A 16,022-nucleotide genomic window follows, 5' to 3' on the forward strand; every position below is an offset into this window, starting at 1 on the left:
GTCGGACGGTTTTTTCATTTTAAATCCAATCTACAATGAAAAAGATCTTTGTTTTATTCGCTTTTCTGGTTTTGGCAAATTTCTCCTATGGTCAAGAGGGGTCTGATAGAGAGCTGATTATTCAAACTGTTCAACTTTACTTTGATGGGATGATGGAGCGAGACCGGTCGAAGTTGGGTCAGGCGTTTTTACCGGAGGCAAGGTTAATTGGCTATCGAGGAGAAAATCTGACCATCACGGATTTTGAAACTTGGGCTAGTGGTACGGCAAAGGGGACTCCAAGAGATACCAATGAGTATAAAAATGATATCGTTTCCATTCGAGTACAAGGGAATACCGCTTCAGTGGAAACGGAGCTCTATTGGCCTGGAATCTATTACTATGATTTTTTGACCTTGATAAAGGTGGATGGGACCTGGAAAATTGTCCACAAAAGCTGGTGGGAGAAAAAACTATGAGGATAGCTGTTGGTGAATAGCTAATACCTGAGGTATCAGTAATGTGTTTTCCTTGTTTTTAATGACATAGTCAGCCTTTTCATTTTTCTCCTCGTCAGGTAGCTGTTGATCAATAATGTGATTGACCTGATCTGCAGTTCGGTGTGGGTCACGCATCAGAACTCTCGCGATTCTAATTTTCAGCGGTGAGCTTACATTGATGACCGCGTCAAGCTTCTTTTCTTGGCCCGTCTCGAAAATTAAGGCAGCTTCTTTAAGAACATAGCTGCCATTTTGGGCAGAAGCCCATGCTTCAAAATCCCTTCCTACTGACGGGTGCACAAGGCTATTGATGATTTTTACTTTCTCAGGATCGCTGAAAACCTTTTCAGCTAAATATGGCCGATTGAGTTGATCGTTTTTATCATAGCTTTCCTCACCAAAAGCAGTCTTTATTTGCTTTTTTAACTCCTGGTCTTCATTCATGAGCTTCTTGGCTCGGTCATCGGCATAATAAACCGAAACCCCCAGGATTTCAAAAATTTTTGCAACGGTGGATTTTCCAGAAGCAATTCCTCCGGTCAAACCCACGATTTTGGGCTTAGTTGCCATAGATCAATTTAAAACTACTGGGTTCTACTCTTACCTGATCCAAAAATTCCGGCAATGGGCTGACTTGAATAGAGATCGTGGAATCTTCCTTGTTTCTTCTTGAATAATTTAAGACTGCCTCAAATTCCAAATCTTTTAGCTGATCAGTTTTCCGCTCATCCACCAAGTAATACATCATTACGATAGGCTCTTCCTCTTCCAAATTTACCGATCTAGGGAAATTCACCTTTTTCAATTTTAGGCGTTTGTTTCCCTCTAAAAATGCAACCACTTCAAGTTCTACCTTTATTTCTTCGGTTTCTAAGGTCACAAACTCTGCCAGTTCCTTGGAGATTTTTAAAGGTATATTTTTAGAAATATTCTGATCAATTCTGTTTTCGTCTAGGGAAATGGGGAATTTCCCTTCGTAAAGGTCCAAAATACTTGAGGGGCCTTTCAAGGTAATTGCATTGGGCTCAAAAGTCGGATTAGAAAGCAGGCGGATGTTTTTCCCTAGAGAGTAGCTAGTAGAGTCTAGGGTAGGTGTGAGTTTGATAGTACGAATCGGATCGATTTGGAACTTTAGACTATCAGTCCCAAGATTTAAAAGTTGGGTGGGGGAAATAAACTCACTTAAACTCCTTCTCACATCAGCAGTCAGAAGGTAGTCGTTGGCTGCAGGTCGATCAAGCTCAACGACGAAAGGCTGTACATTGACCTGAAAATATTTTTGAAGCAGATCCCATCCATTTCCGTTGATCTCGATTTCTATACTGGATGGTAATGGTTTCACAGCCATAAACTGCTCCTGATCGAATTCGAATTCGATTGGATAATCCACAATGGTAGTGTAGTCCTCTTTATTGAGGGCATTTAAAATCCAAAAAGTGGTAGCCGCTGCGACGCAGAGAACTACCACTTTGATATTGGAGACTTGTTTGGGGCTTATTCCCCTTTTGGACTCTTTAGCTTCCGGCAAAATTCAACTTATTTTGAAGTTTTTTTGGTGAAATCTAGACTAATCGCTGACTTTTCAACGGTTACTTTAAATCCGCGATCGAGTTCCATCGTCACTGTGTCGCCATCGATCGAAGAGACTTTTCCGTGAAGTCCACCAATCGTGACGATTGGGTCGCCTTTTTTGATTTCCTCAATGAATTTCTTTGTCTCTTTTTGTTTTTTCTGCTGGGGACGGATCATGAAGAAATACATGATCAGAATGATGGATCCAAATAGGAAAACCTGTCCCATGATGCCTGCACCTCCAGCGGAGGCTTGAGCCAAAATACTTGTTATCATTTGCTATTTATCGCTTTACTGGTCCAACGGGAGCAGGGCCTCCAGCTTTCGGTGTAACATTACCACGCAGTCTCAATCGAGTCACTGTTGGGTTGGTATTAGCTTGGATGGTTACTGTCGGAGCTTGTGCACCAGACTTAGCAGTTGAGTTGAAAACCACCTTCACAAAACCAGTTTCTCCTGGGTTAACCGGAGTTTTGGTCCAGTCAGGACTTGTACAACCACAAGATGCCGTAATGTTTGAAATTACTAGTGGAGCTTGTCCGTTGTTAGTGAAGTTGAATACTCGCTCTATAACCTGTCCTTCATTGATGGTACCGAAGTTGTATTCCATTTCTTCAAACTGGAATGCTCCCAAAGTAGCCGGATCGGCAGCTTGAGTAGTTTGAGCGTTCACAGGAGTGATGGATGATCCTTTCGCTTCCAATTGAGCAATTTTATCCTCTAGCGCTTTGATTTTCTCATCCTGCTGGGTCTTTTGACTGCAAGCTCCTAAAGAAAGGGCTGCGACTGCTGCTGCGATGCTTAGAATTCTAAGTTTCATAATCAGTTGTCTTTATTGATTTGGTCGATTAATTTATTTACGTCGTTAAGTAGATTTTCTGCCTTGGTTTTAGCGTCGTTGATCACTCGCTTACCCTCTGTTTTTGCTTCGTTGAGGTGTAGTTCTTTTCCTTCCACGAGTTCATCGATGAGTTCTTCCAACTCGTTTTTGTATTTTGATAGTCTGTAGGAAAGTCTATCGCGGGTATTGCTTCCTGTATCAGGCGCAAACAAAATACCCAATGCAGTACCAACGCCTGCTCCAAGTACAAATGCTATTAATGAATTGCTGCTCTTGCTCATAGTTTCTGTTATTTATTGTCCAAAAGTCCTCTTCCGCTCTTACGGATTTTTCCCTTTTCAGTTAACTCTTTTGACATCACATCCAAAAGGCCGTTTACAAACTGCTTACTTTTCGGTGTGCTGTAAGTCTTCGAGATATCTATGTATTCGTTGATGCTGACTTTTACCGGAATGCTTGGGAATTGCTGCATTTCTGTAATCGCCATAGAGATGATCACCTTATCGGTGAAAGCCAGTCGATCAATGTCCCAATTTTTGGTTTTTTGAGCGATCAGCTCCCTGTTTTCTGCACCTCTCTCGATGGTGAAGTTAAAGATATTTTGAAAAAACTCCTTATCCTCCTCCCAGTTCATCGCAATTTCAGGTAGATCCGAAACCTCACTGTTCAGCACATTTTTGAAAACTTTTGCTGCCAAACTTCTCACGACAGCTTTGTTCTCTGTCCAATTAAGGTCCTTTTCAGAAAAGTAGTTCAGAATTACCTCATTTTTGAAAATAATTTTCTTCAAAATGGCCTCTACTATCTCTTCATCCTGCTCAGCAGTCGGTTGGTCGATGCCAATATAAGCTTGATATTCCTCGGAAGGCTTGACATAGTCCCGAAACCACTCCTTGATCTCCAGTTCAATGTCGTCCAAGTTGACGTTGTTTTTAGCTAAAGCGGCTTGATATGCTGGAGAGTTTCGAAGTTTTTCGAGAATTTGATTCCGGTGTAGGTTCAATTCGGAAGAAAACTCCACTGCTTGGCTCCCTGACAGTTTGCGCTTTCTTTCATATTCCTTCCCTACATGGTCTGCAAATGCCTGGATCAATTCGATCGCCGTGAGATAGAGTTGGGGAATTCGCTCGGCTGATGTGACCATATTTTTAAGCAAAAATTCCCGGTCTCTCAGGTTAGCGTTTCGATATTGAACAATAGCTTCTTTGACTGCTTTTTTGATTTTTGGGCTGGCATCAGATCCCTCAATGGCATCTGTGTTGTTTAGGTTTTTTTCAAAAATCTCTAAAGCCAACTGGGCCTCTCTGTTCAAGGCGGCTTTGTCCTGAACTTCCATGCTATTTAGATCAGGAAGGAAGGATTCTTTGATGAAATCACGAGCGAGATTATGATTGGATGCCTTGCACTGTTCGTAGGCATAGAGGTTCTGAAAAGCTTTGACCCTGAGGATTCTTCGATTTAGCATAATTAGTCAAACGAGCTGCAAATATAGTCATTTTGATTGGGCTTATTCGCCCGGATCGCTCATAAAAAAGCCACCGAAGCAATACGGTGGCTTTTAGATTTAAGCGAGTTTATTCTTTTTAAAAGGGTAACTTAACTCTACCGATAGCAGCTATTCGCTCTTTTGCAACTTGAATAGCTGCCTGCTGGGCAGGGATTTGCTCTTTTTCGGATTTATCCAATATACCTAGGCAAGTATCATATATTTTTTCAGTCTGTTTGAAGACTGTTTCTTGCTGATAATCTCCGAGGTATTCAGCACCCACATTGATTACTCCTCCTGCATTGATAAGGAAGTCAGGAGCATAGACGATTCCTTTTTCCAAAAGAATTCGACCGTGCTTTTCTTCATCCTTCAATTGGTTGTTGGCACCTCCGGCAATCACAGCACACTTCAACCGGTCGATGGTGTCATCATTGACTGTAGCACCCAATGCACAAGGCGCATAGATATCCATATCCAAGTCGTAAATCAACTCTGGGTCGACGGCAAGCGTGCCGGTTTCACGAGCTACCTTTTTGAGCTTGTCTTCAAAGATATCCGTTACCAATACTTCCGCGTTTTCCTTTACCAAGTATTCAATCAGATATTTTCCGACTTGGCCCACACCTTGCACGACAATTCGCTTTCTAGCCAAATTATCAGATCCAAAGGCTTTTTTAGCAGCAGCTTTCATCCCTACATACACGCCATAAGCTGTGACTGGAGATGGATCGCCTGCGCCACCTTTGATTTGAGGAAGGCCAGTGACATGTCGGGTTTCCATGGAAATATGTTCCATGTCTGCGGTGTTCATATTGACATCTTCCGCAGTCACATAGCGTCCTCCCAAACTTTCTACAAATCGGCCAAATCTTCTCAAAAAGGCCTCGCTTTTCAAACTTGGATCTCCGATAATGACTGCCTTTCCTCCGCCAAGATTGAGACCGGCTAGGGAGTTTTTAAAGGTCATCCCTCTCGAAAGTCTCAAGACGTCCGTGATAGCTTCAGCCTCCGAAGCATAGGGCCACATACGTGTGCCTCCTAATGCCGGGCCTAAAGTAGTATTATGAATGCCGATGAGGGCTTTTAGTCCAGTGGCTGCGTCATGGCAGATCACGAGTTGCTCGTGATCCATATTTGTGATTTGTCCAAAAATGGATCCTTCTTGCACTGTTTCGGAAGCTTTGGTTTGTAACATGTGAACTTCGCTGGTTAGATTGTGTTATATTTGGGTTCTTGCTTGAATTCCTCAAACCCGATTGATACAAAATTAAATACTTTTATCAGCGAGCAAAGGAATAATTCGCCCAAGTTTCATGAATAGATTTCTAATTTCAAAAGCTTTTATTTGGTGAGACCACTTTGGAGACTTAATAAGTATTTATACAAATACAAGGGCCTATTGCTTTTGGGGATTTTTTTTACGGTGATCTCAAACATCTTCGTAATTATTCCTGCGCAGTTGGTTCGTTTGGCCATAGATTATGTGGTGGAAAGTTTTTCTATTTTTAAGCCAATTCAGCTTGGAGGAATGGGGGAAGAAGCACAGGAAATTTTCCTCAAGTTTGTCTTCATATTCGGACTATTGATTTTGGTAATGGCGCTTTTGAGAGGTTTTTTTCTCTTTCTTATCCGTCAGACCATTATTATAATGTCTAGGAGAGTAGAGTATGATCTGAAGAATGAGATTTTCGAAAAGTACCAAAGTCTTCCCTTAAGTTTTTATAGAAAAAACAGCACAGGGGACTTGATGGCCCGAATCACTGAGGACGTGAGTCGCGTTCGGATGTATTTAGGACCTGCCATCATGTACGGGATGAATCTACTGATCCTTTTTCCTTTGGTTATCAGCTACATGATTTCTGTCAATCCCGAATTGACCTTGTATTCCCTTCTTCCGCTTCCGGTACTTTCTGTTTCCATCTATTTTGTCAATAATTTGATCAATGAGCGATCAGAGAAAATTCAACGCAGTCTTTCGGGATTGAGTACTTTTGTGCAGGAAGCTTTCTCAGGGATCCGAGTGCTAAAGGCTTTTGTGCGGGAAAATGACAGCGTTCGCGATTTTGCTACTGCGAGTGAGGATTATAAAGAAAAGTCTATCCGACTTACTAAAGTCAATGCCCTTTTTTTCCCTTTGATCATGGCCTTGGTGGGGATTTCGACCATCATCACGGTCTATATCGGAGGTCTACAGGTGATCAATGGAGAGATTGGTTACGGGGTTATTGCTGAGTTTATTTTGTATGTAAATATGCTGACCTGGCCGGTGACTTCCCTAGGTTGGGTGACAAGTATCGTGCAGCGAGCGGCTGCGTCTCAGACTCGTATCAATGAGTTTTTGGATGAGAAAAATGATATCCGCAGCACCGAAAATCTTGAGATACCTGTCAAAGGAAAAATTACCGTGAAAGACTTGAGCTTCGACTATCCGGATACAGGAGTAAAAGCTCTGAAGAATGTAAGTTTCGAGATCGGTGCTGGAAAAACTCTTGGAATCATCGGAACTACAGGTTCTGGGAAGTCTACCATTGCAAATCTTCTGATGCGCATGTATGATCCTTCATCGGGAGAAATCCTTATTGACGATCGGCCGATTCAATCTTTCGATATTTCGCATCTACGGAAAAATATAGGCTTTGTACCTCAGGACGTCTTCTTATTTTCTGATACAATCGGGAATAATATCGCCTTTGGAATAGATCATCCTGATAAAGCGATCATCGAGCAAGCTGCCAAAGATGCGGACGTGTACAATAATATTGTTGACTTCACCAAGGGCTTTGATACCATGCTAGGCGAGCGAGGTATTACCCTTTCAGGTGGGCAAAAGCAACGAGTTTCGATCGCTCGGGCTATTGCAAAAGAACCTCAAATCCTGATATTGGACGATTGTCTTTCTGCAGTAGATACCAAAACAGAAAACGCTATTCTCAATGCCCTTAAAAAGATCATGAAGGATCGCACTTCTGTGATTATTTCGCATCGAGTTTCCTCTGCAAAGCTAGCCGATCACATCATCGTATTGGATGACGGAGAACTTATCGAGCAAGGAACACACGAAACGCTGATGGAGAAAAGAGGTGCCTATGCGGAGCTTTATGAAAAGCAGACTCAAGCAGGAGAGTCCATTGAGTCTGATATTTAATTTTTAGAAGATCCGCAATGATGTCAGTAGCCTTATTTTCGCTGCTTACCTAGCTGAAAATAGCAATAGAAGCTTCTTAAAGCTTAACTGATATGTTTGTCTTTTGGTCATTATACTATTCTAAAAGGTAGAAAAGTGGGTAATCTATTCGCTATCTGCTTTTCGAAGTTGTATTCACTAGCCTGATTCTATGGGGCTTACTGTTTGACTCGAGCGAATATTAGGTTTGATTAAACACAAGAGATGCAAAGAATTTTTTAACTTACTCTATCCATCTAAACCCCTAGCATCATGGAAGATCAAAGAAGTGGTATCAGTGATATCGAGAAAACCCTACAAGAGGTAGGAAAGAAAATAGAGGAGCTAATTGCCAAAGGCACAGAAGCAGGAGGAGAGGTCAAGGAAGAAATCGAAAAGAAGATATCTGAGTTGCGAGAGAATAAAACTACGCTCGAAGAAGAACTCAAAAAAGGCAAGGAAATGCTGGAGCGAGAATTCAAAGAAAAGAAAGAAGAATACGAGCCAAGACTGAAGGAGTCCAAAGGCTTTTTCCTCGAAGGTTTCCGACAATTGGGATTGGCATTCAAATCCCTTTTTTCTAAAAAATAAAAAAAGGCCGGAAGTCCGGCCTTTTCAAATTCTACCTACCTGCAAGGGCATTGCAGCGGTCGTAGGCCGGATCAATATCGATGAAGACATCTTCTTTGGCCGTTATGAACCACACACTCAAAAGATCATCTTCTTTCTTTCGGAGCGCGGCAGCTTTCATTTTTTCGTAGTCATCATTCAGATTAGCGCGGTGAGCAGGATATCTGTTTTGATAATATAAAATTCGAAGCTTGGTGCCTTCTCTTGGATCTTCGAATTGGATGGGTTTGGTAATAGTACCTACCTCCATGCTATCAATTGTGAAGTATAAGACAGGGTCTTCAAGTGTTCGGAGCGTCAATCTGTTTGAGCTAGTACCTGGATCGGTAAAATAACCTCCGTTGTCAGAAGTAGCTCTATCGTCAGAGTTTTCCTTGGCTGCTTTCGCAAACTCAATATTGCCTTCCATGATCTCCGTCCGCAGACTATCTAGGAATCTTTCAGTTCTTTGGATGTCTTCTTGGGTAGCTTTAGGCACCATCAGGATGTGTCGGGTATTGTAAGTGGCACCTCTTACCTCAAGAAGCTGAATCATGTGAAAACCAAACTGTGTTTCTACTGGATCACTGATTTCTCCCTGTCTGAGGGCCAATGCAGTTGCTTCATATTCAGGAGCTAGTTGACCTCTTCCAAAAAATCCTAAATCACCTCCCTGAGCAGCAGATCCAGGATCCTCCGAATATCTTCTTGCCAAGTCTGCAAAGTCTGCTCTTCCAGCCAAAATATCCTCCTTAAAGCCTAGCAATTGATCGTAGATCTTTTGTTTAGTCTGTTCATTGACCTCAGGCTTTTTGACAATCTGACCTACCGTCACTTCGGCAGAAAAGAAAGGTAGCGAATCAGTTGGGATACTTTCGAAGAAGGCACGAACCTCTGCTGGAGAAACCGTCACACCCTCTGTGATTTTATCCCGCATACGCTGCACAACCATCTGTTCTTCGATCAGATCGTACATCTCTGATTTCAGTTGATCTGCTGTTTTGCCGTACATCTGAAGGATCATATTTTCATCTCCTCCAATCTGCTGCAAAACCATGCTGAATCTATTTTCAGTCTGCAATTCCACTTCTGCAGGAGCTACGATTACTGAATCGATCTCGGCTTTCGCCACCATTAATTTATTCACCAGTAGGGTTTCGAATACCTCACATCGGGTAGGAGGAGTGATTCCCTGCTGAGATTGTGCGATGGCTTCGATGAAAGTTCGCTGCACATCAGACTCCAGGATAATGTTGTTGTCTACCTTGGCTACAATCTTATCCAATACCTGCCCTGAGGTAGGGTCGTCCTGTGCAAAGGAAGCATTGAGGGATAGAATAAAACTGAAGGCTAGTAGGGTGTATTTAAGTTTACTCATTGTAGATGTAAAACGAATGCTTTTGAATTATTGGTTAAGTGCTACGAAAGCTTCTTCTTTGATGGTTTCGTTGATCTCCACAGGATATTTAGTGCGGAGTTTTTTGATGAGTTGCTCATCCAAGTACTCTTGATAGTCCCGAATGACAATTCCACGGGTTTCTTCGAATTCTTTAGAACCTGCGGGGAATATTTCACCAGTCAGGACTAGATGCAAATGCCCGTCGATCTCGATTTCTTGATAGGAAAGATTTTTATCCATGCGGGAAAGGACGGCTTGATCAGGAATCTCCATCAGTCCGGATTCTATTTGGTAGGCTAGGGGATACTGATCTGCAATTTCGGTTTGGAAGTTATTGACCAATTCTTTTGAATAAGTCTTCCCGTTCAAAAAGGTCCTTGCCTCATTGACCCGATTCAAGTCCAATACTTTTACAATCAAAGCCTCGGCACGTTCTTTCCACTGATAGTTTTCACGATTTTCCTTGAAGTACTGTCTTTGTCCTACCGAATCCTGAATGCCTTTTTGCCATACCTCCTCATTCATTAAAGAAAAGAGCAAAATACCATCCCGATATTCTTTGTAGAGCATTTGGTACTCTGTGTTGTTTTCGGCGAGATCTTTTTCCTCGAGTTGGGATAGGATTTTAGAGGAATACCGGTCAAACCAAACATCAAATGCTTGGGCATTTGGAGGAAGTCTTCTTTCCTCTGCAGCAATAAATGCCAGAAAATCATTAATCATGAACTCCTGTCCACCAGCTGTAAAAAGGACGCTGCTCTGTTCTCCTAATTCGTCGATTTTGGATTGAAATTCTGAAGGACTGACTGAATTTAAATTGCTTTCCAGTAGTGAAACCAAAGGTTCATTTTCCTGAAAACCATAGCGGGCTTTCTGAATAGCAAGCTCCTGCGTATGAATCATGCTTGAACGAGAGTCACGCAGAATCCGAGAGCGAATCATGGGTTCCAATTGCTCAAAACTATCCAAGTTCTTTCTGTCCTCCAGTCTCAAAATATGATAGCCATACCGGGTTTTGATTGGCGGGGACACTTCACCTATCTCACTTAGTGAAAACGCCGCCAATTCAAATTCGGGAATCATATTCCCAACAGAAAACCATGGTAATTCGCCACCTTTTTGACTTGTAGCAGGGTCTTCAGAATAGTTTTTCACGATATCACTCCATAGCGTGCTTGGCTTTTGGATTTCGGCATAGACGTCAGATATTTTTCTGCGGGCCCGATCTTCCGATGTAGGATCTTCTTCATCCACTCGAACAAGGATATGAGAAACTTTGACCTGTCCAGGATTAGGTCTGCGGTCAGTGACTTGGATGATATGATATCCAAAATTGGTCAAAACCGGATCAGATACCTCTCCCGGCTGAAGCATAAATGCTGCATCTTCGAAAGGCTGTACCATTTGAAGGGAGGAGAAGTAACCGAGATCTCCTTCATTGCTTTGTGCAGAAGGATCTTCTGAATATTCTTTAGCAAGTTCATTGATGCTGACGCCTTGCTCAATTTCTTCCTTTAGCTTGAGAGCCATCTTCAGCACTGCAATGGAGTCATCGGCATTGGCATTGGGAGGAAAGCGAAGCAAAATATGACTTGCTCGAATGACTTCCTGCATTCGGGAGTAAGCTTTGCGAAGCTCACCTTCTTCCAGGGAGTTTTTTATCAGGAATGGAGCTTTCAAGTTTTCTTTGAAAGACTCAAACTCTCGCTCAAACTCTTCGGTCTGATGTAGTCCCTGTGCTTCTGCTTCGACTACTTTCAGTTTGTAATTGATAAATAGGGCTAGGTTTTCTTCGAATTCTTCCCGGGTTAGGCCCATGGAATTGCCTTCAGAAGTGGCTCCTTTCCCTACCAAGTAGATAAACTCGTTCAAAGGGACTTCCTGATCTCCGACTTTTAGCAAGGTAGCATCCTGTCCGGCTACAGGATGGGTAGCGGTCAGTGATATTGTACAAAAAGCCAAAAATATAAATATGGACTCCGAAAGGGACCGATTAGTCATGAATGAGATTGCTTTCAATTTTGCTGCAATGATACAAAAATAGGATGATTTTGAGTGAATTGCCTGTTCACTCTTGCTTTTAACATGAATTAGGATTGAAAAAATTTGATCAGCCTGCAGGTATTGGTACCCTGATGACTTTCAAATTGGATTTCATCCATAATCTTTTTTACCAAAATAATGCCAAGACCGCCTTTTCGCTTCTCGGATATGACTCGCTGAATATCCGGAGCCTCGTATTGTAGTAAATTAAAAGCCTCCCCTTGATCTTCTATTTCAAAAACTATCCGATCGGGTAAATCATTCATACTTAAAAAAATATGATCCCGGCCATTACACTTATGGGAATGAATAATCAAATTAGCACATACCTCTTCCACTGCCAAGGTGACTTGGTGCCGGTCTCTTTCTGAAAGGCTTGTCGGCTCGAGCTGCTGCTCGAGAAAGCGCCTTAATTCAGCGAGGGCCGAAGTTTGACAGGAAAGCTGAATCTTCTGCTTCATAAAGTAATTACTGGGCTAAGGCTGATTCCTTATCCGGGAATATTGATATCAATTGATCTAATCCAAGTATCTGGAAGACTTCATAGACACGGGGTTTTAGTCCAAAGATTTTCAGCGACACACCTTTCTCCTGAAAATCCTCCAAATAGGACATGAAAACTCCTAAGCCTGCGGAGGAAATGTAATCTATCTGAGTACCGTCTACGAGAATGGATTTGGCTCCACTTTCTGAAAGATGACGGATCGATTCATCCAGTTGGACAGAATTACTTGCATCGATTTCCCCAGAAGGAGTCAGAATATGATGTGTATTTTCAATTTGTGTATCTATGGTCAGCATATTTTCATAATTAGGTGAATTTCACTACCATCATCGAGTAATCGTCATCGATAAGCCCATTTCCACCGACAAAATTGTGGAGCGTATCGATTAAAATAGCTTGAATTTCTTTTGGAGTTAGAGAATGATTGATTTCCAACAGGCTTCTGGCTCTTTCGAAGCCAAATTGCATGGCTTTTTGATTTTTAGCTTCAATGATTCCGTCTGTGAAAAGCACCATTACGTCTCCTTCGTGATAGGTAAATTCTTTTTGATCAACGTGCTTTTCATATTGCATGTTTCTTAAAATTCCCAATCCTAGCCCCCCGGATTCCAAATAGGTGGCTTTTTGACTCTTGGCATTGAAGTATAAGGTGGGCACGTGCCCAGCTCGAGCATAGCGAATGAGTTTTTGAGAGGTGTTGATTTCAAAGACTGATGCCGTGATGAAGTGATTTCTCTCCAGACATTTGCTGAGTGCAGCATTGGATCTGATCATAAACTCGCCTGGGCTGAGGTTGAGCTGAATCAAACTCTGAAAGACTCCTTTCATCTGAGCCATGTGGAAAGCGGCAGAGGTTCCTTTTCCTGATACATCACCAATAATCAGGACATATCGGTCCTCAGCTTGCTGAAAAGTGTCATAGTAATCACCTCCAACTTCATCAGCAGCATTGGAATAAGCACAGATTTCAAATGAACTGTGATGATCCAGCCGATCAGGAAGCAATGCCTTTTGTACGCGCTGTGCAATTTTTAGTTCCTCTTGGTAGCGTTCGTTTTCGATGGCTTGGTTGAGGAGGCGGTGGTTTTCTACAGCAATACTTGCCTGTCGGGCAAATGTGCTGATGATATTGATCATTTCTTTGTTGAAACCATCCTTGATCTCTTTGCAGAGCACCATTCGGCCGATCACGGACTTGTTGATCACCAGAGGGACCAAGAGAAGCGATTGGTATTTTCCTTTTTTGACTTTCAGGGAAAATGGTTCCAGAGTATCCGCTTTTTGACTGCTAGCCCATTCTTGAGCAGCTTGACTTGACTCTAAAGTGTCGGATAGTTCTTGAAGTTCTTCTTTTTCAATCCATCGAACCTGTGTAATCGACTCGTTTTTTTCAGACTGATACATCTCCAGCCAGGCTCCATCTGCAAATGATGCGCTCATCGAAGAATCCAAAAGGATATCGAGCACATTTTCTTCGTTTTCTTCGGGCTGAATCGACTGACTGAGCCGTTGAAAATTGATGGCTTCCGTGAGCTTTTGCTCAAATACCGAAGAAGTCGGGAGGTTGAACAGTGTCACCAAAAAGCTGAAAAGAGAATAAATAAATACGAAGACGTAAAGCGCAATAAGGAAAAGATTATCAAGTAGGTTAATCGGATAGATTTGCCGCTCGCCTGACAAAGCATTTGCCTGTAGGAAAAGATAAATAGAGGTCAAAAGAATTACCGAAAGGAAAAGAAGAGATTTCCATTTTTCCTTGTATGTCAGGTAAGGAATCCATTTTAGATTCACAGATAAAAACCCGCCTAAAATTGTCAGGATGACAAAGGCAAAAATAAAACTGTAGCCAAAGGTGTCTTGGGTGAAATAAACAAAAAACATCGCGATGAGCAGACCGATCTCGAAGGTTTGCCATTGCTGCACGACCTTTTTTGTCTTTTGGTACAGGATGAGTTTTTTCCAGAGTAAAGTCGTGGAAATCAAAAAGACCGTGATCAGGGCAAAATGGACGTGATAAAAGAAGTTTTTGAGAAAAGGCTCCTCAGCAAGATTCGAATCACCCAAGAAAAGGTAAAAGAGCTGAATGATCAGAAAGGCTGCTGAAGCAAAAATACCCGTGGAGGCGGATCGCCAAATGAGATTCAAAAACTCATTGTTGGCATTTTGCTGAAAATTGCGAGTGTAAAAGCTATAAACCGATAGAAAGAATAGAATCTCCAGGGTCCAGGTCACTGCAGGAGCAATTCCGGAGTTGAGATTATTGATCTCTCCGAAAAGCCGGACTAAATCCACAAATAGCAGAGACAGCCATATCAAAATGGATAGTAGCAGGCTAAGCCTTCCGATATGTACTGAGGGCAGCTTGATCATGGAATTGCTATCCCAATATTACTCAAAGGGATTGGAAAAATAGTGCTAAGGCGCTTTTTGGTAACTCTCGTTTTGTTAAAAAATTATAAGAGGCTTCTAAAATTTTTACAGGCAAACCAGGTCTTCAATCACATCTGCGCCATATCTCTCCTCGATTAGGCGGAGAATTTTACTCTTATTCATTTGGATTTCTCTTTTTACCGGGCCTGAGGTGATTTTCACAAAGAGTTTTTTATCCCGGATGAAAACAGACTGCGTACGATCTCCGATGGTTTTCCCTACCAAGCTACTCCAATCGTGAATCAATGATTTTTCGCGGAACTTACCCTCAAGTCTGTAGGCTTTCAGAAGTTCCTGAAAGGCTTCCTCCAACGGAGCGGCATCTTTTTTTCTTCCTGTGAAATTATTCATCGATCAGTAAAATAATGATTGGGCAATGCTATCGGCTAATAGCTTCCCGGATTTGCTCAAAGATAGGCGATTTCCATTCCAAACCAGCCAGCCTTCCGATTCTAATTTTTCCAGATGGGAGCGTTTTTCCACCTTCAAATCTTTTCCATAGGTTGATTTGATCAAATCAAAATCAGCTCCCCAAGAAGTACGAAGAGCTGTAAGCAAGTATTCATTGAGCCGGTCGATTTCGTCCATAGGATCTTCCGTGTAGATAATCCTTTCATTTTGGATGCTCTTAAGATAAAGGGCATTATTCGAAGGGTTGAAACCTCGGTTTTTCCCATCAAAGGAATGTGCTCCAGGTCCTAGTCCCAGGTAGGGCTCACCTTTCCAGTAACTGGAATTGTGGATAGATTCCTGACCGGGAAGGGCGAAATTGGAAATTTCATACTGAAGGTATCCTGCTCGCTCAGTTTTGATTTGTAGCATCTCAAATTGCTCTGCGACAAAGTCTTCCTCAGCTGGCTGGAATTTTCCTTTTTCGGTCCAATTGCCCAAGGCCGTCTTGGGTTCTACGGTCAAGGCATAGCAGGAGAGATGCCCGGGATTTTGGGCAATAGCAAGGCTTAGATCTTTTTCCCAAATCGAATGATCGGCATGAGGAAAACCATAAATCAAATCCATGCTAAACTTTTTGAATCCTGCATTTCGAGCTCTCTGAATAGCTTGAATGGATTCTTCTGCAGAATGGGCACGATTGTAAAATGTCAATACCTCATCCTGAAAGCTCTGAATCCCCAAGCTGAGACGGTCTATTCCCAACTTTTGCCACTGATCCAGCTTAGCTTCTGTCAGGTCGTCTGGATTAGCTTCCAGTGTCACTTCCTGAAGATCTAGGGTGAAATTATCTTTGATTTTATCAAAAATCTCCTTCAACCAATTAGGCTCGGCTAGGGAAGGAGTTCCTCCTCCCAGATAAATAGTCTGGATCGTTTCGCCTTGCAAAAATTCTTTTCTCAACTCAACCTCATGAGCTATCTGCCGGAGCATCTCCTCAAAGCGGCTTGTGTTGGTGCTAAAGTGAAAGTCACAATAGTGACAGGCCTGCTTGCAAAAGGGGATATGAATGTAAATTCCAGCCAAATTGATTAGGTTTAAT

General features: G+C 42.2%; 17 protein-coding genes. 3 read left to right on the top strand and 14 right to left on the bottom strand.

The window, feature by feature from the left end:
- The first annotated feature begins 35 nt into the window (after positions 1-35).
- Positions 36-458, top strand: coding sequence for a nuclear transport factor 2 family protein (locus CDH51_RS13780; RefSeq protein ID WP_100629088.1), 423 nt, complete (start codon positions 36-38; stop codon positions 456-458).
- Here the strand turns inward: CDH51_RS13780 and coaE are convergent.
- The 7 genes from coaE to CDH51_RS13815 all read right to left on the bottom strand — a co-directional run bounded on the left by coaE (position 453) and on the right by CDH51_RS13815 (position 5,576).
- Positions 453-1,049, bottom strand: coding sequence for a dephospho-CoA kinase (coaE, locus tag CDH51_RS13785; RefSeq protein WP_100629089.1), 597 nt, complete (start codon positions 1,047-1,049; stop codon positions 453-455). The genes CDH51_RS13780 and coaE overlap by 6 nt on opposite strands.
- Positions 1,039-2,007 (bottom strand): YbbR-like domain-containing protein, encoded by a 969-nt coding sequence (locus CDH51_RS13790; protein ID WP_100629090.1) that lies wholly within the window; start codon positions 2,005-2,007, stop codon positions 1,039-1,041. Before CDH51_RS13790 ends, coaE begins: the two co-directional genes overlap by 11 nt.
- Positions 2,008-2,015: 8 nt before the next feature.
- Positions 2,016-2,327: a preprotein translocase subunit YajC gene (gene yajC / locus CDH51_RS13795; RefSeq protein WP_026947610.1), complete on the bottom strand. Its 312-nt coding sequence runs from the start codon at positions 2,325-2,327 to the stop codon at positions 2,016-2,018.
- Between the two features lie 7 nt (positions 2,328-2,334).
- Positions 2,335-2,871 (bottom strand): DUF1573 domain-containing protein, encoded by a 537-nt coding sequence (locus CDH51_RS13800; RefSeq protein ID WP_100629091.1) that lies wholly within the window; start codon positions 2,869-2,871, stop codon positions 2,335-2,337.
- A gap of 2 nt (positions 2,872-2,873) precedes the next feature.
- The gene (locus tag CDH51_RS13805; RefSeq protein WP_100629092.1) at positions 2,874-3,173 is read right to left on the bottom strand and encodes a YtxH domain-containing protein; all 300 of its coding nucleotides are present in this window, start codon (positions 3,171-3,173) and stop codon (positions 2,874-2,876) included.
- An 8-nt stretch (positions 3,174-3,181) separates the two neighbouring features.
- A complete protein-coding gene (gene nusB / locus CDH51_RS13810) occupies positions 3,182-4,357 on the bottom strand; it encodes a transcription antitermination factor NusB (RefSeq protein ID WP_100629093.1) in 1,176 nt (391 codons plus the stop codon).
- A gap of 118 nt (positions 4,358-4,475) precedes the next feature.
- Positions 4,476-5,576 carry a Glu/Leu/Phe/Val dehydrogenase dimerization domain-containing protein gene (locus CDH51_RS13815; RefSeq protein ID WP_026947614.1) on the bottom strand — a complete coding sequence of 367 codons (1,101 nt, stop codon included), beginning with the start codon at positions 5,574-5,576 and terminating at the stop codon, positions 4,476-4,478.
- Positions 5,577-5,729: 153 nt separating this feature from the next.
- On the opposite strand from CDH51_RS13815, the gene CDH51_RS13820 reads away from it, so the two are divergent.
- Both CDH51_RS13820 and CDH51_RS13825 read left to right on the top strand, forming a co-directional pair.
- Positions 5,730-7,526: an ABC transporter ATP-binding protein gene (locus CDH51_RS13820; protein ID WP_100629451.1), complete on the top strand. Its 1,797-nt coding sequence runs from the start codon at positions 5,730-5,732 to the stop codon at positions 7,524-7,526.
- A 291-nt stretch (positions 7,527-7,817) separates the two neighbouring features.
- Positions 7,818-8,135, top strand: a complete 318-nt coding sequence (locus tag CDH51_RS13825) for a hypothetical protein (protein WP_024283744.1) — start codon at positions 7,818-7,820, stop codon at positions 8,133-8,135.
- 31 nt (positions 8,136-8,166) lie between these two features.
- On the opposite strand, the gene CDH51_RS13830 is transcribed toward CDH51_RS13825, so the two are convergent.
- From CDH51_RS13830 to hemW, 7 genes are all read right to left on the bottom strand, one after another.
- Positions 8,167-9,531: a peptidylprolyl isomerase gene (locus CDH51_RS13830; protein WP_100629094.1), complete on the bottom strand. Its 1,365-nt coding sequence runs from the start codon at positions 9,529-9,531 to the stop codon at positions 8,167-8,169.
- Between the two features lie 27 nt (positions 9,532-9,558).
- Entirely contained in the window at positions 9,559-11,553 is a 1,995-nt protein-coding gene (locus CDH51_RS13835; protein ID WP_100629095.1) for a peptidylprolyl isomerase, read from the bottom strand.
- Between the two features lie 89 nt (positions 11,554-11,642).
- The gene (locus tag CDH51_RS13840) at positions 11,643-12,056 is read right to left on the bottom strand and encodes an ATP-binding protein (RefSeq protein ID WP_100629096.1); all 414 of its coding nucleotides are present in this window, start codon (positions 12,054-12,056) and stop codon (positions 11,643-11,645) included.
- A gap of 7 nt (positions 12,057-12,063) precedes the next feature.
- The gene (locus tag CDH51_RS13845) at positions 12,064-12,396 is read right to left on the bottom strand and encodes an STAS domain-containing protein (RefSeq protein ID WP_100629097.1); all 333 of its coding nucleotides are present in this window, start codon (positions 12,394-12,396) and stop codon (positions 12,064-12,066) included.
- A gap of 10 nt (positions 12,397-12,406) precedes the next feature.
- The gene (locus tag CDH51_RS13850; RefSeq protein WP_100629098.1) at positions 12,407-14,470 is read right to left on the bottom strand and encodes a GAF domain-containing SpoIIE family protein phosphatase; all 2,064 of its coding nucleotides are present in this window, start codon (positions 14,468-14,470) and stop codon (positions 12,407-12,409) included.
- A 105-nt stretch (positions 14,471-14,575) separates the two neighbouring features.
- Positions 14,576-14,881 carry a DUF721 domain-containing protein gene (locus CDH51_RS13855; protein ID WP_100629099.1) on the bottom strand — a complete coding sequence of 102 codons (306 nt, stop codon included), beginning with the start codon at positions 14,879-14,881 and terminating at the stop codon, positions 14,576-14,578.
- A gap of 3 nt (positions 14,882-14,884) precedes the next feature.
- The gene (gene hemW / locus CDH51_RS13860) at positions 14,885-16,006 is read right to left on the bottom strand and encodes a radical SAM family heme chaperone HemW (RefSeq protein WP_100629100.1); all 1,122 of its coding nucleotides are present in this window, start codon (positions 16,004-16,006) and stop codon (positions 14,885-14,887) included.
- Positions 16,007-16,022: the final 16 nt, after the last annotated feature.

Origin of the sequence: Algoriphagus formosus (genome assembly GCF_002807035.1) — a bacterium.
Lineage (GTDB): Bacteria > Bacteroidota > Bacteroidia > Cytophagales > Cyclobacteriaceae > Algoriphagus > Algoriphagus formosus.